The sequence below is a fragment of the Castellaniella hirudinis genome, assembly GCF_047468865.1.
In the GTDB taxonomy this organism is placed as follows: domain Bacteria; phylum Pseudomonadota; class Gammaproteobacteria; order Burkholderiales; family Burkholderiaceae_B; genus Castellaniella; species Castellaniella hirudinis_A.
The window spans coordinates 262,203-284,856 of record NZ_JBLGTV010000001.1 but is presented as its reverse complement, the minus strand read 5'-3'; the positions used below and the strand labels follow the sequence as shown (position 1 = coordinate 284,856).

Here is a 22,654-nt window from a genome sequence, read left to right as displayed (position 1 = left end):
GACCGGGCGGCGGGGGTCAGATCGCCATGTTGGCGATTTCTTTATAGGCTTCGACCAGGCGGTTGCGCACCGTGACGGTGGTCTGGAACGACAAGCCGGCCTTTTGCAGGTCGATCATGACGTCGCTCAGGGACAGGCCCGGCGCGCCCAGCTGGAACTGCTGGGCCTGCGTGTTGGCGGCATTCTGGGCCTGCGAGACCCGGTCGAGGGTGCGGGAGAGTTCGGCCGCGAAGCCCCCTGGCCGAACGGCCGAAGCATCCTGGGGCTGAACCGTCAGACCCTGGGAGGCGCGCGCCACCGAGCGCATCTGGGCAAGCAGGTTTTCGACACTGGCAAGGGCCTGGGAATTGATCATCTGGATGCGTTTACAAAATCATGCAGAAAAAGGGGCGAGCGTCACAAGACTGCTACAGCGTTGTACTATACGTCATATTCAGTGATCGGAGCGAATTCAATAAAGGGGAGAAGCGCCGCCAATTCGGCTGTTGTCCCGATACCCCGCCGCCCGCCGGGGCCCGCCCCGGCACGGGATTACCTTAACTAAGCCCCAAAAACCGGGCTTTTCCGTGCTTGCCTAAAAAGCAATAGCCGCCATAATAGCCGCCATCCATCTTCCATACTGCCGCATCAGCATGCTCATTCACCAGACCGATGATTTCCGGCCAGGGCGCAGCCTGACGCCTCTTTCCGCTTCCCCGCTTCGATGAATCCGATTGCCAACTGGATGAACCACAATCCCGCCTTGGCGCGCTTTGCATCGCTGCCCCGCCCGCTCCTGCTCGGACTGGGCGCCGCGCTGATCGCCGTCCTGGTGGTCGCTTCGCTGTGGATGCGTGAACCAGACTACAAGACCCTCTTTTCCAACGTCGAATCGCGCGACGGCGGAACCATCGTCAACATCCTCAACCAGCGCAACATCCCCTATCAGTTCGCGGACAACGGCGCCACCATCCTGGTGCCCGCGGATCAGGTCTATTCCCTGCGCCTGCAATTGGCCGAACAAGGCCTGCCGCGCGGCGGCAGCGTGGGCTTCGAGCTCCTGGACAAGGCCCAGTTCGGCGCCAGCCAGTTCTCTGAACAGGTCACCTACCAGCGCGCCCTGGAGGGCGAGCTGGCACGCTCCGTCGAGGCGCTGCAGCCCGTCAAGTCCGCCCGGGTGCACCTGGCGATTCCGCGCCAATCCCTGTTCGTGCGCGACCGCGAACCCCCCACCGCGTCGGTGCTGGTCACGCTCTACCCCTCGCGCAGCCTCAGCGAGGCCCAGGTGTCCGCCATCACCTGGCTGGTTTCTTCCAGCGTGCCCCAGCTGCATGCATCCAACGTTTCCATCGTCGACCAGGACGGGCACCTGCTCTCCAACCCCAGCGGCGAAGCCGCCATCGACAGCACCCGGCGCAACTTCATCACGGACATCGAGCAGCGCACATCCCAGCGCATCCTGACGCTGCTCAACCCCATCGTCGGCTATGGCAACGTCCGCGCTCAGGTCAGCGCCAATGTGGATTTTTCACAACGCGAACAGACCTCCGAGGTCTATCGCCCCAACGAAACCCCCGGCACGGCGGCCATCCGCAGCAAACAGACCAGCGAAGCCGTCGACAACGACATGCCCGCGGCCGGCGGCGTCCCGGGCGCCCTGAGCAATCAGCCGCCCGCCAACGCCACCGCCCCCATCCAGAATCCGCCCACGGCGGCCCCGGGCGCCGCCGCCAACGCCCAGAACCCGGCCGCCCAGGACAATCCGCCGCTCACCCTGAACGGCATCCCTGTCCCCAGCCCGCGCGGCTCCGTGCGCGACGACGCCACGGTCAACTACGAAGTCGACCGCACCATCAGCCACGTCAAGCACGAACTGGGCACGCTCACGCGCCTGTCGGTCGCCGTGGTGGTCAACTACCGCAACAAAGACGGCGAATCCTCGCCGCTGGACGAAGCCGAGATGGACAACATCAACGCCTTGGTCAAGCAGGCCATGGGCTATTCGGCCGAACGCGGGGATACCCTCAGCGTGGTGAACAGCGAATTCACCAACCAAGAACCCGTCTACAAGCCCTGGGAAAACCCCGCCTACCAAGAACTCGCCCTGCAAGCCGGCAAGGTTCTGCTGATCCTGCTGGCGCTGCTCGTCCTCTGGCGCGCCATCGTGCGGCCCATTGTCCAGGGCTTCGCCAACGCCCAGGTCGAGCGCGTCAAAAACGAAGCCCACCTGGAAACCATGCGCGAACAGCGGCGCCAGGACGAGCTGCGCGCCACCGAGATGAACCGCTACGAAGAAAACCTGGACACCGCCCGCGAACTCGCCCAGCGCGATCCGCGCGCGGTCGCCATGGTTCTGCGATCCTGGATGGACCCGAAAAATGCCAAATCCTGAAGAAGACCTCAGCCGCTGCGCCATCCTGATGATGTCGCTCGGCGAAGACGCGGCCGCCGAGGTCTTCAAATACCTGTCTTCCCGCGAGGTTCAGCAGATCGGCTCGGCCATGGCCAACCTCAAGCAGGTCACCCGCGCCGACGTCGACCAGGTTCTTGAAGACTTCCGCCGGGAAGCCGACCAGTTCATGGCCGTGACGCTGGGTTCCGACGACTACATCCGCTCGGTACTCACCAAGGCCCTGGGCAACGACCGCGCCGCCAGCCTGATCGAAGACATCCTCGAAGCGGGCGCCGAAGGCACAGGCAGCGGCATCGACGCCCTGAACTGGCTCGAACCCGCCAACGTGGCCGAACTCATCGCGGGCGAACACCCGCAGATCATCGCCACGATCCTGGTTCACCTCGAACGCGACCGCGCCTCGGCCATTCTGGCCCTGCTCAACGAACGCACCCGCAACGACGTCATGATGCGCATCGCCACGTTCGGCGGGGTGCAGCCCGCGGCCCTGCACGAGCTCACCGAAGTCCTCAACGAGGTGCTGTCCGGCCAGGGGGCCAAGCGCTCGAAGATGGGCGGGGTGCGCACGGCGGCCGAGATCCTCAACTACATGAACACCACCGAGGAAGAAGAAGTCGTCAGCAGCCTGCGCGAAATCGATGCCGATCTGGCCCAGCGCATCGTCGACGAAATGTTCGTCTTCGACAACCTGGCCGACGTCGAGGACGCCGCCATCCAGCTCATCCTCAAGGAAATCGACACCGCTTCGCTGACCATCGCCCTGAAAGGCGCCAGCGAAGAACTCAGCGCGAAATTCTTCAAGAACATGTCCAACCGCGCCGCCGAGATCCTGCGCGACGACCTGGACGCCCAGGGGCCCGTGCGCATGTCGCGCGTGGAGACCGAGCAGAAAGCCATCCTGGCCGTGGCCCGCAAGCTGGCCGACGCCGGCCAGATCAACCTCAGCATGGGCAACGACGAGTATGTCTGACAAGCGCGCCATGGACCTGCATACGCGCGCCCATTGGCAGCGTTGGGAAATGGATTCGCTGGAAACCCTGCGTGCCCGGCAGCGCACCGCCGCCCAGGACAGTCCTCAGGATCCGGCCCAACAGGCCGAGGCGCTGCGCCGCCGGGCGGAAGCCCTGGCGCAGGCGCGCAAGGACGCCGCCGCCCAGGGATACCAGGCCGGCTTCGAAGAAGGCCGGGCCCAAGGCCTGGCGGAAGGCCAGACGGCCGGCCACGCCGAGGGGCTGGCCGCCGGACGGGAAGCAGGCCAGTCGCAAGGCCACGCCGAAGGTTTGGCCCAGGGGCTGCAAGAAGGCCGGGCCCAGGTTCAGGCGCAAACCGCGCGCCTGGACGCGCTGGCTACGGCCTGCGCCCAGGCCCTGAACCATCTGGAAGAAGAAGTCGGCCAGTCGCTGATACAGCTGGCCACCCGCATCGCCGAGCAAGTCCTGCGCAGCCAGCTGCGCGAACACCCCAACCACATCCTCGATCTGGTTCAGGACATCCTGCAGGCGCGCCCCGAACCCGGCACCCCGCTGAGTCTGCGGCTGCACCCCGACGACCTGGATCTGGTGCGAACCTTTTTGCAAAAAGAAACCGACCACGCCCAATACCGCCTGGTCGCCGATGAACGCCTCACGCGGGGCGGCTGCATCGCCGAGACAGCCCTGGGGTCGGTGGACGCCACCCTGGAAACGCGCTGGCAGCGCATCGTTTCGGCGCTGGGCCAGCCCCCGAGGCCGCTATGACCGCGGCCGACGGCCTGCTGGACAGCGCCGGCGCCCGCTGGCGCGCGCAGCTGCAAGCCTGCGAACACCGCATTGATGCGCGCCAGGCGGTGCGCCGCCAGGGGCGGGTCACCCGCGCCACTGGCCTGGTGCTGGAAGCCACCGGCCTGCAGCTGCCCGTGGGCGCCGCCTGCCGCGTGCAGGTCTCCCCCGGGCGCGACCTCTGGGCGGATGCCGAAGTGGTCGGTTTCCACGCCGACACCCTGTATCTGATGCCGCAAAGCGACATCACCGGCCTGCGGCCCGGCGCCCGCGTCGTCCCGGCGGAATCCCTGCTGCTGGATCCGGTTCCCCTGCCCTCCCGCGCGCTGCCCGACCAGGCGGCCACGGTCGGCATCGACCAGGCCCGCCATCTGCCTGTCGGCCAGGCCCTGCTGGGGCGGGTGCTGGACGGCGCCGGCCGGCCGCTGGACGGCAAGCCCCTGCCCGCCAACCTGGAACAAGCGCCCCTGACGGCACACCAGATCAACCCGCTGACCCGCGCTCCCGTCGACACCGTGCTGGACGTCGGCGTGCGCGCCATCAACGGCCTGCTCACTGTGGGGCGCGGCCAGCGCATGGGCCTGTTCGCAGGCTCCGGGGTGGGGAAAAGCGTGCTGCTGGGCATGATGGCCCGATACACCCGGGCCGACATCATCGTGGTGGGGCTGATCGGCGAACGGGGCCGCGAAGTCAAGGAATTCATCGAACTCAACCTCGGCACCGACGGCCTGGCCCGATCCGTCGTAGTGGCCGCGCCCGCGGATGTCTCCCCCCTGCTGCGCCTGCAGGGCGCCGTCTACGCCACGCGCCTGGCCGAACACTTCCGCGACCAGGGCAAACACGTTCTGCTGATCATGGATTCCCTGACCCGCTACGCCATGGCGCAGCGCGAAATCGCCCTGGCCATCGGCGAGCCCCCCGCCACCAAGGGCTATCCGCCATCGGTCTTCGCCAAGCTGCCCGCCCTGGTCGAACGCGCCGGCAACGGCGCCCCTCAGGGCGACCGCGCCGCGGGCTCCATCACCGCTTTCTATACCGTGCTCACCGAGGGCGACGACCAGCAGGATCCCATCGCCGATTCGGCCCGCGCCATCCTGGACGGCCACATCGTCCTGTCGCGCATCCTGGCCGAATCCGGGCACTACCCCGCGATCGACATCGAGGCGTCGATCTCGCGGGTGATGTCGGCCATCGTCCCCGACAGCCAGTTCCGCCACGTGCATCAATTCAAGCGCATGGTGTCGCGCTACCAGCGAAACCGCGACCTGATCGCCGTAGGGGCCTATACTGCGGGGAACGACCCCGAAATCGACCAGGCGATCGAACGCTATCCCTGGCTTGAGGGTTATCTGCAACAAGGCATCAACGTGCAGGTCGATTATCCGGCCGCCGTGGCTGCCTTGGCGGGCGTGCTAGGCCAGGAGACCACCCATGGCGCATGAAACTTCGTTGGACATCCTGATCAACCTGTCCCAGGACAAGGTCGACGATGCCGGACGGCGGCTGGCCGAACTGGCCACCCAGCGCCGAGAGGCCCAGGGGCAGCTGGATACCCTGGACACCTATCGCGGCGATTACACCCGGCGCCTGCAAAACACGACGGAAAACGGGGTAACCGCCTCGAACTACCACAATTTTAGGCACTTTATCGCCACATTGGACGAAGCCATTTCACAGCAAAATAGAATCATCGCCCAGATCGACACCCGCATCGAGGCCGGCCAACGCCAATGGCGCGACGAAAAGCGCCGTTTGAATTCCTACGAAACCCTGAGATCGCGCCAACTCCGCCAGCTGCAGGCCCGCGAACAGCGCCGCGAACAACGCATCAGCGACGAAGCCGCCGCCAATCTGTACCGCCGCTTGCGGCAGTCATACTAAATACGCTACTGTCATGACCATGCCCGTGCTTCCCACCGCATCCCCCAACCCGACATCGGCCGACCATTCCACGCGCGCGCCCGATGCGCCCGCCGAGACCGCTTCTTTTTCCAGCGTATTGTCCGGCCAGCGCGGGGCCGCCGCCGCAGCCGATGCGAAACCCGGCGCGGACACGCGTGCCGCCCAGTCGTCCGACCCCGAAAAACCCGATCCCCTGGGCCCCGACGAGGCCCTGGCCCTGATCCTGGACGCCGTCGGCCTGCCCCTGATGCAAGCCCCCGCCGACCCCGCCCAGCCCCGCCAGGCGGACGCCCACCCGGGCCGGCCGGACAACGTACCCGCCCCGGCCCAAAACCGGGCCGCGCAGTGGCAAGACCTGCCCGCCCGCGCGCAGGCCGACGCGACGCCGCAGGGCAAGGCAGAGGCCCCGACAACCGCCCATGGCCATGCCGCGCAGGCCCGGCCGCAAGACCCGGCGGCGCCCCTGATCGCCGCGGCGGCCCGCGCCGCCACGCAGGCGCAGGCGCAGACCCCGGCCGATGCGCGCTCGGCCAAGCGCACAGAAACCACGCCTGGCGAAGCCCCGCTGCGCTTCAGCATCGCAACGCCGGCCGCCGCCGGCCGGGCGCCCGCCGGCGCCGCCGTCCCGCTCAAGACCACGCCAACCCCGCAGGGGGCCGGCGGCGCGCCGCTGGCCGCCGCCCAGGCCCACCCCGGGTCCGCCGACGGCACGGCCGCCCGCGCCGCCGCGACGAACACCGCCGCCACGGCCGGCGACCTCGCATCCATTGCCGCCCCCGGCGCCGTCCTGCTGACACCCGCCGCCACGGCGGGCCAGGCGGCCTCGGCCGCCGCCGGCACCATTCAGCTCAACGTCCCCACCCCGTTGCACAGCCCGCAATGGCCTCAGGACGTCGGGCGGCAACTCCTCAGCCTCACCCAGGCCGGCGCGACCGGCACCCAGACCGTCATGATGCACGTCAACCCGCCCGAGCTCGGGCCCGTGCGGATCACCCTGCACCTGGGCGACAGCATCCAGGCCAGCTTTGTCTCGCCCCACGCCAACGTGCGCCAGGCACTCGAAAACGCGCTGCCCAACCTGCAGCAGCAACTGGCCCAATCCGGCCTGTCCCTCGGCCAGGCCAACGTCAGCGACCAATCGGCCCAACAGCAATTCGCCCAGCAAGGGTCGGGCTCGGCCAATCCCGACGGGGCGGTCTTCAGCCTGGACGGCCACACCGAGACCGCCGCCCACCCGCTCGATGTTGCGGCACCGGCACAACGCGCCATCCGCCCGGACTCCCTGGTTGATACCTTTGCATGACCGTCCTGTTACACCGTTGCATACAGGCATTACAATGCAGCCTTTCGACCTCTGCGACCCCATAAATCGGAACCATGCTCAGGCTACTTAAATTCATACTCCTGCTCATTGTCATCATTGGCGCCACAGTGGCCGGGACGATGCTGTTCCTCAATCGCACCAGCGCCGGCACGCCCGACGCGCCGGCCGCCCCGGTAGCCGAGGCCCAACCGGCGCCGCCGCCGGTCAGGGCGCCGATTTTCGCCGAACTCGAACCCTTCACCGTGACGCTGTACGGCGAGATGCGCAACCGCATCCTGTATACGGCGATCACGCTGCGCCTGGACAACGAAGAATCCCGCAAGCAAATCCAGGACTACATGCCCGAGGTTCGTGACCGCATCCTCAAGGTGCTGTCCGCCCAGCAGCTGGCCCAGATCCAGACCCCGGAAGGCCGTGAAGCCCTCAGCCAGGGCATCCGGGCCAGCCTGTCGCGCCCGTTTGCCGCGCAGCTGCCGGGCCCGCAGATCGAAGACGTCCTCTTTACGGCCTTTGTGGTGCAGTAATGTCTTACCAAAGCATGCTCTCCCAAGACGAAGTCGATGCGCTGCTGGCAGGGGTCACCGGCGAGGAAACCGCCGCCCAGGCCGCCGAACAGCAGCCGCAAGGCAGCGTGCGCCCCTACGATCTGGGTTCGCCCGATCGGGTCGTGCGCCATCGCATGCAGACGCTCGAACTCATCAACGAGCGTTTCGCGCGTCGTCTGCGGTCCATGTTCTTCGGTTTCATGCGGCGCAATGCGGACATCACCGTCAACGCCATCAAAATCCAGAAATATTCTGATTTCGAACGCAATCTGCCCGTTCCCAGCAACCTGAACATGGTGGCCATGAAGCCCCTGCGCGGGGTGGGCCTGTTCACCTTCGACCCCAGCCTGGTGTTCCTGGTGATCGACAGCCTGTTCGGCGGCCATGGCCGCTACAATACGCGGGTCGAAGGGCGCGACTTCACCAATACCGAACAACGCATCATCCGGCGCCTGCTCAGTCTGACCCTAGAATGCTACGGCCAGGCCTGGGACAACATCTACCCGATCGAATTCGAGTACATGCGCTCGGAAATGCACACCAAATTCGCCAATATCGGCTCGGGCAACGATGTCGTGGTGCTGACCACCTTCAACATCGAGCTCGGCTCGTCGGGGGGCAAGCTCAACGTCTGCCTGCCCTACTCCATGCTGGAGCCCATCCGCGACATCCTGACCCGGCCGCTGCAGCAGTCCGCCTCCGACTCCATCGACCAGCGCTGGACGCAACAGCTGTCGCGCGAAGTCCGCAGCGCCCAGGTCGAACTCAGCGTCGAATTCGCCCAGATTGAAACTTCCATCGCCGAACTCCTGCACCTGTCGGTCGGCGATGTCCTGCCCGTCGACATCCGGCCCGATCTGACCGCCCGCGTCGGCGGCGTGCCCGTGCTCCAATGCGGCTATGGCACGTCCAATGGCCGCTACGCCTTGCGCGTGCACAAGATCCTTGCCTCGACCGGGGATTCCGAACAACTGTTAGCCCGCACCAAAACATGAGCGACATCAAAGACGACGACCCCCAGGAACCGACCCCCGCGGATTCCCCCTCGACCGGCAACCTTGAGGACGACTGGGCGGCCGCGCTGGCCGAACAACAGGACTCCGCCCACGACCAGGCCACCCAGGCGTCCGGCCTGAGCGCCGAGGACGACTGGGCCGCCGCCCTGGCCGAGCAGACCGCCGCCACCCCGCCCGACGAAAGCCCCGCACCCAGCGCGCCGCCCGCCGCCCCCAAGCCGCCCCCCCCGGCGGCGCAGCCGGCGGCCGCCCAGGTGTTCCAGCCCCTGGACAGCCAGGGGGACGACGGCGACAGCGACATCGGCATGATCAGGGACATTCCCGTCCAGCTCTCCGTCGAACTCGGCCGCACCCGGCTCACCATCAAGAACATCCTCCAGCTGGGCCAGGGTTCGGTGGTCGAACTCGACGGCCTGGCCGGCGAACCCATGGACATCTACGTCAACGGCTACCTGATCGCCCAGGGCGAAGTCGTCGTCGTCGACGAAAAATACGGTATCCGGGTGACGGATATCATCACCCCTTCAGACCGGATCGCCCGGCTGAACAACCGCCGCTGAACCCGCCATGGATCAGGCCCAGACCCTGCGCGTCATCGGCGCGCTGCTGTTCGTCCTGGTCTTGATGCTGGCGCTGGCCTGGATTGCGCGCCGTGGCGGCTGGCTGCGCCAGCCGGGCCAAAGCCGCCTGCTGCAAGTCCTGGCGACGCGCAGCCTGGGGGCGCGCTGCCACGTCGCCATCGTCCAGGTAGACGATGCGCGCCTGGTGCTGGGGGTCACGCCGCAATCCATTTCGCTGCTGCACACCCTGCCGGACACCGTCCCGCCCCCCTCCGACGCCGGCGGCGATTTCGCCGCCGTGCTGGACAAATCCAGATCGAGACCCTGATGCAAGGCCCGCGACATCATCGGCGACCCGCCTGCGCCAGCCTGCTGCTGCGCATGGCGGTGCCCCTGGGCGTCCTTCTGTGGCTGGCCTGGCCCGGCCAGACCCTGGCGCAGGCCACCCTGCCCGCGCTGACCAGCACGCCGGGCCCCAACGGCGGCGAAACCTGGTCCCTGAGCATCCAGACCCTGGTCATGCTGACCATGCTGTCTTTCCTGCCGGCGGCCCTGCTGATGATGACCAGCTTCACCCGCATCATCATCGTCCTGGGCCTGCTGCGCAACGCCCTGGGCACGGGGGTGTCGCCGCCCAACACCATTCTGGTGGGCCTGTCGCTGTTCCTGACGCTGTTCGTGATGTCGCCGGTGTTCGACCAGATATACACCCAGGCCTACCAGCCGCTGGCGGCCGAGCAGATCACTTTCGAGCAGGCCCTCGACCGCGGCGCCCAGCCGCTGAAAGCGTTCATGCTGCGCCAGACCCGCGAGGCCGACCTCGGCCTGTTCGCCGAGATGGCCGGCATCGGCCCGCTCGAAACCCCCGAAGCCGTGCCCCTGCGCATCCTGGTGCCCGCCTACGTCACCAGCGAACTCAAAACCGCATTCCAGATCGGCTTTACGATCTTCATCCCTTTTCTTATCATCGACCTGGTGGTGGCCAGCCTGATGATGGCGCTGGGGATGATGATGGTGCCGCCCGTCAGCATCTCGCTGCCCTTCAAGCTGATGCTGTTCGTGCTGGCGGACGGCTGGCACCTGCTGCTGGGGGCGCTGGCGCGCAGTTTCTACCAATAAGGATCATGCCATGACCCCCGAACAAGTGATGTCCATGACCTACCAGGCCTTGATGGTCGCCCTGAAAATGGCCGGCCCCCTGTTGCTGGTGGCGCTGACGCTGGGCCTGATCATCAGTATTTTCCAGGCCGCCACGCAAATCAACGAAATGACGCTGTCCTTCATCCCCAAGGTGCTGGGCGTGGGGGCCGCGCTGGTGGCGCTGGGGCCCTGGCTGATCGCCACCATGGTGGACTACATCCGCCGACTCATCGAGACCATCCCGACGCTGGCCGGCTGATTTGCCGTGATCGAAGTCCCGCTCGAACAACTGTACGCCTGGATCACAAGCCTGCTGTGGCCCATGCTGCGCATCGGCGGCCTGATCTCGCTGGCGCCGATCCTGGGCGAGGCCAACGTGCCGGTGCGCATCAAGATCGGCGCGACGGTCGCCATCACCCTGGTGCTGGCGCCGGTCATCGGGCCGCAGCCCGCCATTGCGCCGGCCTCCTACGCGGGCCTGCTGATCGCCGTGCAGCAAGTGCTGATCGGCATGGCCCTGGGGTTCTGCATGCGTCTGATCTTCACCGCCACCATGATGGCGGGCGAATTCGTCGGCCTGCCCATGGGGCTGGCTTTCGCTTCGTTCTTCGATCCGGCCACCGGGGCCAACACCGCCGTGCTGTCGCGCCTGCTGAACCTGGTGGCGATGCTGATGTTCCTGGCGGTCAACGGGCACCTGCTGATGCTGGACGGCCTGGCGCGCTCGTTCACGCTGATGCCGATCGGCGCCGACCTGCATGCCGACGGCTGGGCCGCCCTGATGGACTGGAGCGCGCAAATCTGGATCATCGGCCTGCTGCTGGCCCTGCCGCTGCTGGTGGTGCTGCAGACCATCAATCTGTCGCTGGGCATTCTCAACCGCACCGCGCAGCAGCTGTCGGTGTTCGCGGTGGGCTTCCCCATCACCCTGAGCACCGGCTTGATCATGCTGGCCATCGTGGTGCCCCGCAGCAGCGAATTCCTGATGCAGCTGTTTGAATCCGGCTACCAGACCATGGCGCGGATCGCCCGGGGCTTGATGGGCATCTGACGCGCCAGGGCCGACCCGGGGCCGCAAGGCCGGCCCCCGCGCACCGCCCGCCATCGTCCGCGCCGGAGCCGGAGCCGAAGCCGAAGCCGGAGCCGGAGCCGGAGCCGGAGCCGGGCATTATTGAATCAGCTGGTTGATTTCGATGATGGGCATCATCACGGCCAGGACGATCAGCATCACCATGCCGCCCATCAGCAGGATCATGACGGGTTCCAGCAGCGCCGTCAGCGTCATGGCGCGGCGCTCCAGATCGGTCGCCAGAACGCCGGCGGCCCGATCCAGCATGGCGGGCAGTTCGCCCGTGCGCTCGCCGCTGCCCACCAGGTGCACCAGCAGCGCCGGGAAGACCTTCTGCGACTGCAGGGCCTGCGCCAACGCGCCACCCTCCCGCACCTGGCGCGCCGCCTGCTCGACCGCGGCGCGCAGGCGCGCATTGTGCAAGGTGCGCCCCGCCGCGTCCAGCGCCACCAGCAGCGGCACCCGGCTGCCCGTCAGGATGGCCAGGGTCGCGGCAAAGCGCGCCACATTGACCCCCAGCACATAGCGGCCCACCACGGGCAGGCGCAAGACCCGGGCATGCCAGGCCAGCCGAGCGGCGGGCCGCCGCAGGGACAGGCGCCACAGGCCCAGGGCCAGCGCCAGGCCCAGCAGGGCCGGCGCGCCCCATTGCTGCACGGCGTGGCTCAAGGCCAGCATCGCCCGGGTCAGCCACGGCAGGGTCTGGTGCGCCTGGCTGAACGCCCCCACCACCTGGGGCACGACGTAGCTGAGAAGGAAAATCACGATGGCCACCGAAACCACGGTGACGATGCAAGGGTAGATGAACGCCGTCAACACCTTGCTGCGCAAGGCCCCGCGGGTGTCGATGTAGTCCGCCAGCCGTTCCAGCACCTCGGCCAGATTGCCGGACTGCTCGCCGGCGTCGACCAGCGCCCGGTAGATATCGGGAAAATCCTGGGGATGGGCGGCCAGCGCCTGGCCCAGCCGCAGCCCGGCCCGCACATCGTCGCGCACCGCCGCCAGCACGCGGGCCACGGGGGCGCGCTCGGCTTGTTCCAGCGCCACCCGCAAGGCGGCTTCCAGGGGCAGGCTGGCCGCCAGCAGGTTGGCCAGCTGGCGGGTCAGCCCGCCCAGTTCGCGTTCGCGGATATGGCCGCCCCACTCGAAGCGCGCACCGGACCGGCGGCGCGACTCAACGACCTGGATGGGCAGCAGGCCCTGGTTGCGCAGGTGCTGGCGGGCGCTGCCGGCGCTGTCGGCATCCAGGCGTCCGCGCTCGGTGCCCCCGTCCTGATTGATGGCTTCGTAGTGATAGGATGGCATGTGCGGCCTCCGGCGGCGTCAATGATCGCGGGTGACGCGCTCGATTTCGGCGCGTGACGTCACCCCCGCGCGCACCCAGCGCTCGCCGTCCTGGTGCAGGTTCAGCATGCCTTGCGCCGCGGCCGCCCGGCGCAAGGCCATTTCGCCCTGATTGCCGTGGATCATGCCGCGCAGGCCGTCATCCAGGACGAACAGCTCGTGCACCCCCGTGCGCCCGCTGTAGCCGGTATGGCCGCACGCCGCGCAGCCCCCGGGGTTCCAGTCGGCGCGGCCGTCGGCCTGGCGCACGCAGCACGCGGCGCACAGTTTGCGCACCAGGCGCTGGGCCAGCACCCCTTGCAGGGTGGAGGCCAGCAAAAAGGATTCCACCCCCATGTCCAGCAGGCGGGTCACCGCCGCCACGGCGTCGTTCGTGTGCAGGGTGGCCAGCACCAAGTGCCCGGTCAGGGACGCCTGCACGGCGATTTCAGCGGTTTCCAGGTCGCGGATCTCGCCGATCATGACCACGTCGGGATCCTGGCGCAGAATGGCGCGCAGGGCCGAGGCGAAAGTCAGGTCGATCGCCGGGTTGACCTGGGTCTGCCCGATGCCGGGCAGATCGTACTCGATGGGGTCTTCGACGGTCAGGATATTGGTGGTGGCGGCGTCCAGGCGGCCCAGGGCGGCGTACAGGGTGGTGCTTTTCCCGCTGCCGGTGGGGCCGGTGACCAGGACAATGCCGTGCGGCCGGCGGATCAGTTCGTCCAGCCCGCGCAGCACGTCCGGGGCCATGCCCAGGCGCTCCAGCTGCAGGCGGCCGGCTTCTTTGTCCAGCAGACGCAGCACGACGCGCTCGCCGTGGCCCGTCGGCAGCGTGGAGACCCGCACGTCAATGGGCCGCCCCCCCACCCGCAAGGCGATCCGGCCATCCTGCGGCAGGCGTTTTTCGGCGATGTCCAGGCTGGCCATGACCTTGATGCGCGACACCAGGGCATTGTGCAGGGCGCGGCGCGGGCTGACGATGTCGCGCAACGTGCCATCGACCCGGTAACGCACCACCGAATGGGTCTCGAAAGCCTCGATGTGGATGTCGCTGGCCCCGTCGCGCGCCGCCTGGGTCAGCAAGGCATTGATCATGCGAATGATCGGGGCGCCATCGTGGGTATCCAGCAGGTCTTCCACTTCGGGCAAGTCCTGCAGCAACTGGTCGAGGTCGATGTCCTGGGCGGCGGCATCGACCACGGACGCGGCATCCCCCGTCTGCGCGTAAGCCGCCACCAGCAAGGTGTCCAGATCCGCATCGGGCACTTGGCGGGCGGCCAGTTCGCCATGCACCCGGCGAATCTCGGCCAGCGCCCAGTCCGGCGTGCGTTCGGAAACCGTCAGGGTCTGGCCCTGGACGCCGTCCTGCAGCAAGGCCCGCCAGGTCCGCGCCCAGGCATAGGGCAGGCGATTGCTCATTGCGGCACCGCAGCCGGCTGCGCCGGCGAATAGGCCGGGTCGGCGGCACCGGCCGGCACGTCCGCCGGGCGGTTTTCATCGGCCCGCCGGAATCCCCGCAAATCCAGCAGCCCCGTCGCGGGATCGCGCTGCAAGCCCGGCAAGTCGGTGACGGCCCCGCCAGGCATCAGCCAGGACGCTTCGATGGGCAAGGCGGTCTGGGCCGAGCGCATGAAGTTGTACCGATCCAGTGTCAGGCGCGCGCCATCCTGGGCGGTGCGCACGATGTGCGGCCGCAGAAACAGCATCAGATTGGTCTTGGTGTGATTCCGGGACTGATACTTGAACAAATTGCCCAGCACGGGAATCTCGCTTAATAAAGGGACGGCGGTCGTCGTGTCGTTCATGACGTCTTCGAGCAGCCCCCCCAGCACGATGATCTGGCCGTCATCCACCAGCACTTTGGTCTCCAGGGCGCGCTTGCGCGTGATGATCGAGCCGCGCTGGACATCCGAAGTCGGATCGACCGTGCTGACCTCCTGGTAGAGGGACAGCTTGACCGTGCCGCCCTCGGAAATCTGCGGCTGGATGCGCAGCGTCAGGCCCACGTCTTCGCGCTGCACTGTCTGGAAGGGATTGCTGGCGCCATCGCCCGACGTCGTATAGGAACCCGTGACGAACGGCAAGGTCTGGCCCACGATGATGCTGGCGGATTCGTTGTCCAGCGTCATCAAGTTGGGGGTGGACAGCACATTGACCCCCGATTGCCGCTGCATGGCGTTGGCCAGCACGCTGAGATTCAGCACCTGCTTGCCCAGGATATCCACGGTGCCATTGACCACGCCCAGACTCAAGCCCTTGCCCAGGGCATCAATGGTGGTGAAGGTGTTGGTCAGGTCGCCGCCCAGCCCGGTGCCGCCCAGGTTGGCCCCCCCGAACACGGCGGCGCCGTCGCCGTTGATGCTGTTGCCCCCCGCCATCCACTGCACGCCGAATTCGGCGGCCTTTTCCGCATTGACCTCTACGATCAGGCTTTCGATCAGCACCTGGGCCCGGCGCTGATCCAGCTGATCGACGACTTCGCGCAGGCTGCGGTACAGGGGCTCCGGCGCCGAAATGATCAGCGTATTGGTGGCCGCATCCGCCTGGATGGTCGCGCCGCCGGCGGAAAACGCCACCGATTGCTTGCCGCCCGACGTCGCCGACGAGGCCAGGGCACCGCCACCTGACGCGCCGGCGCCGTCCGCCAGGGTCGACAGCGCGGCGGCGGGCAGGCCGGCGCCGCCGCCCGGGGCCGCCGCCCCGGCGGCGGACAGCATCGAGGCGACGCCCGAGTCCGCCGACCCGCCGCCCCCCTGCCCCGACAAGGCCCCGCGCAAGACCTCGGCCAGATGGGTGGCCTGGGCGTTGCGCAAATACACCACGTGCAGGTTGCCCGTGCGCGATTCGGGCGTGTCCAGACGCAGAATCAGGTCGCGGGCCTGCTTCAGGCGCTCGGGCGTGATCGCCCGCAGCAGCACCGAATTGCTGCGCGGGTCGGCCAGCACCGCGACCTGCTGGTTGTTGCGGTTGGCGCCGTCCTGCAGCAGTTGCTGGGCCAGGGCGGCCACGTCCAGCGCCACCCCGTATTCGATCGGCACGACATCGGTATTCATGGTCAGCGGCGTATCAATGCGGGCAATCACCTGGGCGATCCGATCCAGGTTGTCGGCATAGTCCGTGATGACCAGGGCATTGCTGCCGACCTGGGCCGTAATCGTATTGTTGGGGGCCACCAGGGGCCGCAGCACCGGCACCAGATCGGCCGCGTTTTCGTAGCGCAAGGGGTACACGCGGGTCTGCAGCTCGCCGCCGGCGGCCCCGGCGGCGCCGGCGACCACCGTGCCGCCCAGCAGCTTGGCATCCGCCTCGGGAACCACCCGGTTGACCCCGTCGACGGCCACCACGGCAAACCCCTGCATGCGCAGCGCGCCCAGCAGCATGGCATAGGCTGTCTCGGCATCCACGGGCGTATCCGACACCAGGGTCAACTGGCCCTTGACGCGCGGATCGACCACGAAATTGCGGCCGGTGAACTGGGCCAGAGCGCGCACGACGCCCGCCAATTCGGCCTCCTGGAAGTTCAGTCGCGTCAAGGCGTCGGCCGAGGCCGGCGCATCGGGCGCCGCCGCCGGCGCGACGGGGCCGGGGCGTGTGGGAATCGGCTGCAGGCGGCGCGGGCGGCTGGCCTGCCGGGCCGACGCATCGGCCGCATAAGGTGGCGCGGGAACGGCCTGTCCAGCGCCCACGGCGGTATACACCACCAGGGGGGATTCCGGGGGTTGCCCGGGAGGAGGCTCGGTCGTCGCGCACCCGCCCAGCGCCAGCAGCAGCCCCAGCGCGGGCAGCAGGCCGCGCTGGCCCGGACTGGCGGGGTGAATCCTGCTGTGCGCAACGTCTTTCATCGTGTCCATCGGGGGGTTCCAGGCAGTGTCTTGGTTCATTAGTGCATCCGCAATGATCGGCGGCCCTCGGGGCCGGCCACAGGCCCCAGGGCGGTCAGCAGGCCGTTCAGGGCCTGCTGTGTGTAATCGGAAACGCCGGGATCGGCCCAGGCCCATCCCTGAAATTGAAAGCGGCCCGCCGGCGGCAAGACCCCTTCGCCCTGCAGGTACAGCGGGCCGCGATCCGTGTCCAGCCGCAGGGCATAGGCCCCGGACGGGGCGGCCGACAGCGAGGCGCGGTAGTCGCCCAGCGGGCGGATCGCGCTCAGGGCGGAACGGGCCGACAGCCACTGCGCCTGCAGCACAGGGGCCTCGGCCTGCCGGGCCGTCACGCCGCCGCGCCAGCCCAGACGCAGTTCGGGCCACTGCAGCAAGAGTTCTCCGCCGGGCTCCAGCGCATTGAACAAGGCATGGAACGTCGTCAACATGAAGGCCGGGGCGCGCAGGGACTGGGCCGACAGGAAGACCCCGTCCAGGCCGAGGGAAAGGGTCAGGGGCCCGCGCAACCACGGATGCCTCAGCACCAGGTGCGGGCCGCCGGCCAGGCCGACATCCCAGTGAACGGGATCCGGCAGGCTGCGCCGCTGGCTGGGAATCCCCACGGCCAGGCGGGCCTGCCCGGCCCAGAGGCTGCCTTGCGCATCGGCGATGCGCACCAGGGCGCGATCCGGCGTCCAGACCATGAGCCAGCGCGCGGGCAGCACCAGCGCGGCGGCCAGCAACGCCACGCCCGCCAACAGGCACCACCAGCCCAGGCGCTTCATGGGCGGCCCTCGGACGGCAAGGCCAGCACGATCCAACCATCGAGCAGGCCCGGGCGGTCGCGGCCATCGACATGGCTGCGCCGCAAATCCAGCTGCTCCACCCGCACCCGCGCCACCTGCGGCACACTGGCCAGCCAGGTCAGCAAGCCCCCGGCGGAGGCCCGGGCGACCTGCAGCCGCCAGCGCGGGGCGGCCTCGGCCGACGCGGCCCCCTGATCCGCCGCGTCCGCGGGCAGGCGCGCCAGGGCGGCCGATACACCGGCCTGAACCAGGCTGTCCCGCAGGGCTTGCTCTGTAGCGTCCGCATCCATCGCCCCGTGGCGGTTGCGCGCCAAGGCGCGCGCTTCGAGCACAATGGCATCCAGGCTGGCCGCCTGCCCCTGCAGCACGGGCAGTTCGGCCCGCGCCCGATCCAGGGTGTGCAGCGCCGGACGCACCCCCAGCACCCAAAGCAAGGCCCCCACCGACACACAGCCGGCCAGGCCCAGCCAGCGCTGTTCGCGCGGGCTGAAGCTGCGCCAGCGCGCCGCCGCCCGCGCCATGAATGGGGCCAGGCGCTGGCGGCCGTCGGCCAGCAGACGCGCCGCCGCTTGGGTCATCCGTATGTTCATGGTTCCCGCCCCTTCTCGTCCTGGGCGCGCACGCGCCAGACCCCGGGCCGCGTGTCATCCGGGTCGAGCACGATCCGCCGGGCGGCGGCCGCCTGCCGCAGGCTCGCCGGGGGCGGCGGCTGGAAACCGCCGACAAAATCCAGCGTGAGCACGCCTTCCTGGTACTGCACGGCGCGCACCTGCCCCTGGGCGAAATCCAGAACCTGGGCCGCCGCCATGGCCAGCGGCAGGAAATCGGCCTCGGCGGCTTCCCCGCCGGCCAGGCGCAAGGCATCGCGCTGCTGCTGCGCCTGGCGCACGGGATCAATCACGACGGGTATCTGAGGAAAGGCCTGCTGCACGGTATGCCGCATGGACTGCTGCAAGGCATCCAGGCGCGCCTGCTGCTGGCCGGCATACCCATTGAGGCCCAGCACCCAGACCGCCAGCGCCGCGGCGGCCCAGGCCAGGGGCCGCCGCCAGCGCGCCTGCCCGCCGGCGGGCGAAAGACCGTCCGCCAGCGACCAGGCCGGCCAATCGGCCAGCCAGCGCGGCCCCGCCGGCAAGGCCAGGGCCTCCTGGGGCCGCGGATCATCGGCCGGCAGGGCCAGGGCCAGCGGCACCAGCGACACGGGCCGCAGGCCCAGCGACTGCAACAAGGCCCAGGCCTGGGCCAGGCGCGGGCGGTCGCCCCAGGCCACGGTCACGCGGCCATCGGCCTGGCGCGGCCCATGGGCCAGCAGCAACTGCGCCGGATCGGACAGCACCATGGGCTCGATCACGCTGCGCACGACAGGCCCCAGGCGGCGCGGGGGCACCGGCGGCACGCCGACCTGGGCGGCCACGGCGTCCTCGGCCCGCAGCGCCATCTGCACGGGCCAGCCCGCCAGGCCGACGGCCAGTTCGCGCAGCGGCAAGACGCCCGAGCGCAGCACCTGCCCATCGCGCCCGACCAGCACAAAAGCCAGCGGCGTTTCGGGGGTCAGATCGCGCAGGGCCGGCAAGGCCAGCCGAAGGTGTTGTCTCGGTTTGTTTTTATTCATAGCGAACCCAGCGGATCACCGCCCGCCCCTGCTTGTCACGATGCAGCAAGGCTTGCAAAGCGACCATCGTATCATCCAAGGCCACTTCGCCGGTGACGCGAAACCAATCGCTGCGGACATCCAGACGCCGCAGCGCGGCGGGCGGCACCTGGGACAAGCGATTGAGCATATCGCCCCGGTGGATAAACCACTGGCCGCGCTCGCGCTGCGCAACCAGATCCCGCCCGCCCGCCAGGCCCAGGCCCTGGATCGCGGCGGCCAGCACCTCGGCCGGCGCCGTATTGATGTTGATCGACACCGTGGCGGGCACCAGCGCCACATAAGGGTCCAGCACGCCGGGCAGGCCGGCGGGCAAGCCGGCCACCGCGGCCAAATCGGCCACGTCGCGCAAACCCAGCGCCCGGGGCGCCCGGCCCGCCATGGGCTGGCCTTCGGCCACGCGCTGCGCAATCAGCGCCGCGGCCGCCGGATCCTGGCCCAACGACCGCAGCAGCCCCTGCAGCGCCTCGACCGCCACGGGCCGGATCTGCCCATCCTGGGCCAGATCCCGCAAATTGAAGCGGCCCTGCATGTCTTCGATCTGGCCGGAAAACAAGGCGCGCCGCGGGTCTTCCGGCGGCCCCACCGGAAAATCCGCCAGGGTCTGCGTCCACAGGCCATCCAGGCGGGTCGTGGCATTGTCGCGGGCATCCATCCGCAGGATCAGCCCGGACCAATCCAGCCCGCCCTGCAGCAGCCACTGGCCCTGCAGCAGGTTGCGCTCGGTCTGCAGGCGCGCCAGCCACTGCCCCTGGCGGTCGACCAGGGCCGTCGCCAGGGCCGCCGCCACGACGACCACCAGCAGCGCGGCGATGATCGCCACCCCGCGCTGGGCATGCGGACGCGCCGTCATGGCAGCAACACCACCGAGCGGTAATCCCGGACGGCGCGGCCGCTGCCTTGGCGGATCACAAATTCCAGGCCGATCTGGCCTTCGTCGTCCGGGGCGGCGACGGGCGGCGCGTCCGCCGCGTCCGCCGGACGCCGGGCAATGGCCCGCGCATCCGTCCAGCCCTGCCGGGGCCGCCAGACCCGCAGAGACCAGTCCGCCACCTGATCCAGCACCCGAACCGGCGTCCCCGGGGCGGGCAAAGGCAGGTGGTAGGCCGGTTGCCCCACCGCCCGGTACAGCGCGTTTTCAGCGGTGAACCAATGCACCCGCTGCCACAGCCCGCCCCCCGCGGAACGCACCAGTTGCAAGCCATCGGCCGGATCCCAGGACATCCCGGGGGTGCGCGGCAGCAGTTGAATCCGTATGGGCGGGCGATCCAGCGCCAGCGGCCAGGCGGCCAGCACGTCCGGCCCGGCCTGCAGGCGCAGGTCGCGCGCCAGCTGGCCGAAGCCCTGCATCAGCGCCTGGGTCTCGCCAGCCTGGGCATCCAGGCGTTCGCCGGCATGCGACAGGGCGTCCAGGCCGCGCCAGGAGATCAGGCTCAACAGGGACAGCAGCACCAGGGCCACCAGCACCTCGATCAAGGTAAAGCCCCGCTGGGCCGAGCGCGGCGCGGTCATGGCAGACGGGAAGCCAGGCCATCGAGCTCGGCCAGCACGGGCCCGTCCGCCAGCCGCACCCGGATGGTGACCCGCCGAAACCGGGCATTGGGCGTGGCCCGCACGATTTGTTCGCACTGCAGGGCCAACCCGCCCTGGGGACACGCCAAGCGCGACCGGCCCTGGGGCGGGAAGCCCTGCTGCAAACGCATGTCGGCCAGCAGGTTGCCGGCCGACAGCAAAGCCAGGCTGCGCTGCTGCAAAGCCTGCGCGCCGCCGACCCCCAGGCCCAGCGCCCGGATGCTGGCCGCCAGCGCGACCCCGACGATGGCCAGGGCCACCAGCACCTCGATCAGGGTAAAGCCGCGCTGGCCGGCACTCACGGCTGCACCTGGTAGCGGCCATCCGCCGACCGCACTATGCGCACCTGCTGCTGGCCGGACTGCAGCGTGATCTGCTGGGGGGCATGCACCCAATCGGCATCGAACCGCAGCGGCACGGGCGGCTGCAGGCTGACGGCAACCGCCTGGCCGTCCGGCCAGGGCCGGGGGCGCAAGGCGGAATCCGCCGCAAAACCGGCGTCCGGCGTCCGGCCCGCCCGGGCAGCCACCCGCGACGGCAGCGACAGCGGGCGCGGCAGCTGCTGAAAACGATAGCCGGCCTGCCCGGGCAGCCAGACGATCACCCGCCCCGTGGCGCGCGCCTGGGTCTGGGCCGCCATGAACAGCAAGGCCAGGCGCTGGGCCTCCTGCCGCAGGGGCTGGCGCGATGCGCCGCCGAAGGCCGATATCGTGGCCACCGAGGCGGCGATGCCGATGATCAGCAGCGCCACCATCATTTCGATCAGCGAAAAGCCCCGCTGCGGCGCGACCGCAAGCGCAGCCCGGCGTCGGCTAGCGTCCCCAGGAACCGACTTCTGCATCGTTGCCCTCGCCGCCGGGCGCGCTGTCGGCCCCCAGGGAAAACACATCGACCTCGCCATGCACGCCCGGATTGAGGTATTGATAGGGCGCGCCCCACGGGTCCACCGGCAGGCGATCCATATAGGCGGTGCGGTCATCCTGGCGGGCGGCCAGCACGGCCAGACCCTGCTCGGCGGTGGGGTAGCGCCCGTGATCCAGGCGATACAGCTTGAGCGCCTGCATGATGGACGCCACATCCTGGCGGGCGGCGATCACCCGGGCCTGATCCGGGCGATCCATGACATTGGGCACGATCAGCGCGGCCAGCACCCCCATGATGACCACCACCACCATGATCTCGATGAGGGAGAAACCGCGTTGTGAGCGGGCGGCCGCGCCCGTATACTTGAACGCCCACCCTGCTTTGCCGACGCCCCGATGAAATTGACCGCCCCTTTGCTGCCGGCCTCGATCCGGCCCCAGGCCCCCCGCCTTCTGCGCGCGCTGGCACTGCTGGCCATCGCCGGCGGCATCGGGGTGTGGGGCGCCCTGCTGCTGGCCCCCCGCCCGGATCCCGCGCCCGCTCGACTGGCGCAAGACCCGCCCGCCGAACAGGCGCCGCAAGCGGTGATCGCCTGGTTCGGCAGCGGCCAAGGCCAACTGAATGTCAAAATCCTGGGCCTGATGGCCGGCGGCCCCCAAGGCATCGCCCTGTTGTCCATCGACCAAGGCCCCGCCCGGGCTTACCGGCTGGGCGACACGCTGGCGCCCGGCGCCACCTTGGACGCCATCGGAGCCGACGGCATCCGCATCGGCCTTGACGGGGGCCTGCAACAAGTGCCCGCCCCGGTGGCCCCGCCCGCCCCGGCGGGTTTCGTGCCCGCCACCGTGGCCCCTGACTAAATCATCGTTC

General features: G+C 69.0%; 26 protein-coding genes. 14 read left to right on the top strand and 12 right to left on the bottom strand.

The genetic code is table 11. The annotated features are described in order from the left end of the window. Positions 1 to 16 precede the first annotated feature (16 nt). On the bottom strand, positions 17 to 352 hold the full coding sequence (fliE, locus tag ACMHYJ_RS01295; RefSeq protein WP_414244830.1) for a flagellar hook-basal body complex protein FliE: 336 nt from the start codon (positions 350 to 352) through the stop codon (positions 17 to 19). Positions 353 to 724: 372 nt separating this feature from the next. Here fliE and fliF point away from each other — a divergent pair, with 372 nt between their 5' ends. From fliF to fliR, 13 genes are all read left to right on the top strand, one after another. Beyond that, a complete protein-coding gene (fliF, locus tag ACMHYJ_RS01290) occupies positions 725 to 2,371 on the top strand; it encodes a flagellar basal-body MS-ring/collar protein FliF (protein WP_414244385.1) in 1,647 nt (548 codons plus the stop codon). Further along, positions 2,358 to 3,362 carry a flagellar motor switch protein FliG gene (fliG, locus tag ACMHYJ_RS01285; protein WP_414244384.1) on the top strand — a complete coding sequence of 335 codons (1,005 nt, stop codon included), beginning with the start codon at positions 2,358 to 2,360 and terminating at the stop codon, positions 3,360 to 3,362. Before fliF ends, fliG begins: the two co-directional genes overlap by 14 nt. Beyond that, entirely contained in the window at positions 3,355 to 4,128 is a 774-nt protein-coding gene (fliH, locus tag ACMHYJ_RS01280; RefSeq protein WP_414244383.1) for a flagellar assembly protein FliH, read from the top strand. The genes fliG and fliH overlap by 8 nt, the downstream gene beginning before the upstream one ends. Beyond that, positions 4,125 to 5,591, top strand: coding sequence for a flagellar protein export ATPase FliI (fliI, locus tag ACMHYJ_RS01275; RefSeq protein WP_414244382.1), 1,467 nt, complete (start codon positions 4,125 to 4,127; stop codon positions 5,589 to 5,591). Before fliH ends, fliI begins: the two co-directional genes overlap by 4 nt. After that, positions 5,581 to 6,030, top strand: coding sequence for a flagellar export protein FliJ (gene fliJ / locus ACMHYJ_RS01270; RefSeq protein WP_414244381.1), 450 nt, complete (start codon positions 5,581 to 5,583; stop codon positions 6,028 to 6,030). Before fliI ends, fliJ begins: the two co-directional genes overlap by 11 nt. Before the next feature lie 13 nt (positions 6,031 to 6,043). Continuing rightward, positions 6,044 to 7,354 (top strand): flagellar hook-length control protein FliK, encoded by a 1,311-nt coding sequence (locus ACMHYJ_RS01265; RefSeq protein WP_414244380.1) that lies wholly within the window; start codon positions 6,044 to 6,046, stop codon positions 7,352 to 7,354. Positions 7,355 to 7,428: 74 nt separating this feature from the next. Further along, positions 7,429 to 7,899, top strand: coding sequence for a flagellar basal body-associated FliL family protein (locus tag ACMHYJ_RS01260; protein ID WP_414244379.1), 471 nt, complete (start codon positions 7,429 to 7,431; stop codon positions 7,897 to 7,899). Next, positions 7,899 to 8,915, top strand: a complete 1,017-nt coding sequence (fliM, locus tag ACMHYJ_RS01255) for a flagellar motor switch protein FliM (protein ID WP_414244378.1) — start codon at positions 7,899 to 7,901, stop codon at positions 8,913 to 8,915. The genes ACMHYJ_RS01260 and fliM overlap by 1 nt, the downstream gene beginning before the upstream one ends. Next, positions 8,912 to 9,496 carry a flagellar motor switch protein FliN gene (gene fliN / locus ACMHYJ_RS01250; RefSeq protein WP_414244377.1) on the top strand — a complete coding sequence of 195 codons (585 nt, stop codon included), beginning with the start codon at positions 8,912 to 8,914 and terminating at the stop codon, positions 9,494 to 9,496. The genes fliM and fliN overlap by 4 nt, the downstream gene beginning before the upstream one ends. 7 nt (positions 9,497 to 9,503) lie before the next feature. After that, positions 9,504 to 9,824: a flagellar biosynthetic protein FliO gene (gene fliO, locus ACMHYJ_RS01245; protein WP_414244376.1), complete on the top strand. Its 321-nt coding sequence runs from the start codon at positions 9,504 to 9,506 to the stop codon at positions 9,822 to 9,824. A gap of 53 nt (positions 9,825 to 9,877) precedes the next feature. Continuing rightward, complete coding sequence (gene fliP, locus ACMHYJ_RS01240; protein ID WP_414244829.1) at positions 9,878 to 10,615, top strand: flagellar type III secretion system pore protein FliP; 738 nt, start codon at positions 9,878 to 9,880, stop codon at positions 10,613 to 10,615. 10 nt (positions 10,616 to 10,625) lie between these two features. Then, a complete protein-coding gene (fliQ, locus tag ACMHYJ_RS01235) occupies positions 10,626 to 10,895 on the top strand; it encodes a flagellar biosynthesis protein FliQ (RefSeq protein ID WP_414244375.1) in 270 nt (89 codons plus the stop codon). A 6-nt stretch (positions 10,896 to 10,901) separates the two neighbouring features. Beyond that, positions 10,902 to 11,687 carry a flagellar biosynthetic protein FliR gene (gene fliR / locus ACMHYJ_RS01230; protein ID WP_414244374.1) on the top strand — a complete coding sequence of 262 codons (786 nt, stop codon included), beginning with the start codon at positions 10,902 to 10,904 and terminating at the stop codon, positions 11,685 to 11,687. Between the two features lie 117 nt (positions 11,688 to 11,804). Here the strand turns inward: fliR and gspF are convergent, their stop codons facing one another. Genes gspF through gspG form a run of 11 tightly spaced genes read right to left on the bottom strand, consistent with a single transcriptional unit; the run spans position 11,805 to position 22,224 of the window. After that, complete coding sequence (gspF, locus tag ACMHYJ_RS01225) at positions 11,805 to 13,010, bottom strand: type II secretion system inner membrane protein GspF (protein WP_414244373.1); 1,206 nt, start codon at positions 13,008 to 13,010, stop codon at positions 11,805 to 11,807. An 18-nt stretch (positions 13,011 to 13,028) separates the two neighbouring features. Beyond that, positions 13,029 to 14,450, bottom strand: a complete 1,422-nt coding sequence (gene gspE, locus ACMHYJ_RS01220; RefSeq protein WP_414244372.1) for a type II secretion system ATPase GspE — start codon at positions 14,448 to 14,450, stop codon at positions 13,029 to 13,031. Beyond that, the gene (gene gspD / locus ACMHYJ_RS01215; protein ID WP_414244371.1) at positions 14,447 to 16,912 is read right to left on the bottom strand and encodes a type II secretion system secretin GspD; all 2,466 of its coding nucleotides are present in this window, start codon (positions 16,910 to 16,912) and stop codon (positions 14,447 to 14,449) included. The genes gspE and gspD overlap by 4 nt, the downstream gene beginning before the upstream one ends. Beyond that, positions 16,912 to 17,676, bottom strand: coding sequence for a type II secretion system protein N (gene gspN, locus ACMHYJ_RS01210; RefSeq protein WP_414244370.1), 765 nt, complete (start codon positions 17,674 to 17,676; stop codon positions 16,912 to 16,914). The genes gspD and gspN overlap by 1 nt, the downstream gene beginning before the upstream one ends. Further along, positions 17,673 to 18,287 carry a type II secretion system protein GspM gene (gene gspM / locus ACMHYJ_RS01205; RefSeq protein ID WP_414244369.1) on the bottom strand — a complete coding sequence of 205 codons (615 nt, stop codon included), beginning with the start codon at positions 18,285 to 18,287 and terminating at the stop codon, positions 17,673 to 17,675. Before gspM ends, gspN begins: the two co-directional genes overlap by 4 nt. Continuing rightward, positions 18,284 to 19,309: a type II secretion system protein GspL gene (gspL, locus tag ACMHYJ_RS01200; protein WP_414244368.1), complete on the bottom strand. Its 1,026-nt coding sequence runs from the start codon at positions 19,307 to 19,309 to the stop codon at positions 18,284 to 18,286. Before gspL ends, gspM begins: the two co-directional genes overlap by 4 nt. Then, the gene (gspK, locus tag ACMHYJ_RS01195) at positions 19,302 to 20,201 is read right to left on the bottom strand and encodes a type II secretion system minor pseudopilin GspK (protein WP_414244367.1); all 900 of its coding nucleotides are present in this window, start codon (positions 20,199 to 20,201) and stop codon (positions 19,302 to 19,304) included. The genes gspL and gspK overlap by 8 nt, the downstream gene beginning before the upstream one ends. After that, positions 20,198 to 20,860, bottom strand: coding sequence for a prepilin-type N-terminal cleavage/methylation domain-containing protein (locus ACMHYJ_RS01190; protein ID WP_414244366.1), 663 nt, complete (start codon positions 20,858 to 20,860; stop codon positions 20,198 to 20,200). Before ACMHYJ_RS01190 ends, gspK begins: the two co-directional genes overlap by 4 nt. Further along, positions 20,857 to 21,222, bottom strand: a complete 366-nt coding sequence (gene gspI, locus ACMHYJ_RS01185) for a type II secretion system minor pseudopilin GspI (protein WP_414244365.1) — start codon at positions 21,220 to 21,222, stop codon at positions 20,857 to 20,859. The genes ACMHYJ_RS01190 and gspI overlap by 4 nt, the downstream gene beginning before the upstream one ends. Then, on the bottom strand, positions 21,219 to 21,761 hold the full coding sequence (locus ACMHYJ_RS01180) for a GspH/FimT family pseudopilin (RefSeq protein ID WP_414244364.1): 543 nt from the start codon (positions 21,759 to 21,761) through the stop codon (positions 21,219 to 21,221). Before ACMHYJ_RS01180 ends, gspI begins: the two co-directional genes overlap by 4 nt. Next, positions 21,733 to 22,224 carry a type II secretion system major pseudopilin GspG gene (gspG, locus tag ACMHYJ_RS01175; RefSeq protein WP_414244828.1) on the bottom strand — a complete coding sequence of 164 codons (492 nt, stop codon included), beginning with the start codon at positions 22,222 to 22,224 and terminating at the stop codon, positions 21,733 to 21,735. Before gspG ends, ACMHYJ_RS01180 begins: the two co-directional genes overlap by 29 nt. Here gspG and ACMHYJ_RS01170 point away from each other — a divergent pair. After that, positions 22,180 to 22,644 carry a type II secretion system protein N gene (locus ACMHYJ_RS01170; protein ID WP_414244363.1) on the top strand — a complete coding sequence of 155 codons (465 nt, stop codon included), beginning with the start codon at positions 22,180 to 22,182 and terminating at the stop codon, positions 22,642 to 22,644. The two genes, gspG and ACMHYJ_RS01170, sit on opposite strands and share 45 nt — an antisense overlap. The last annotated feature ends 10 nt before the right edge of the window (positions 22,645 to 22,654 follow it).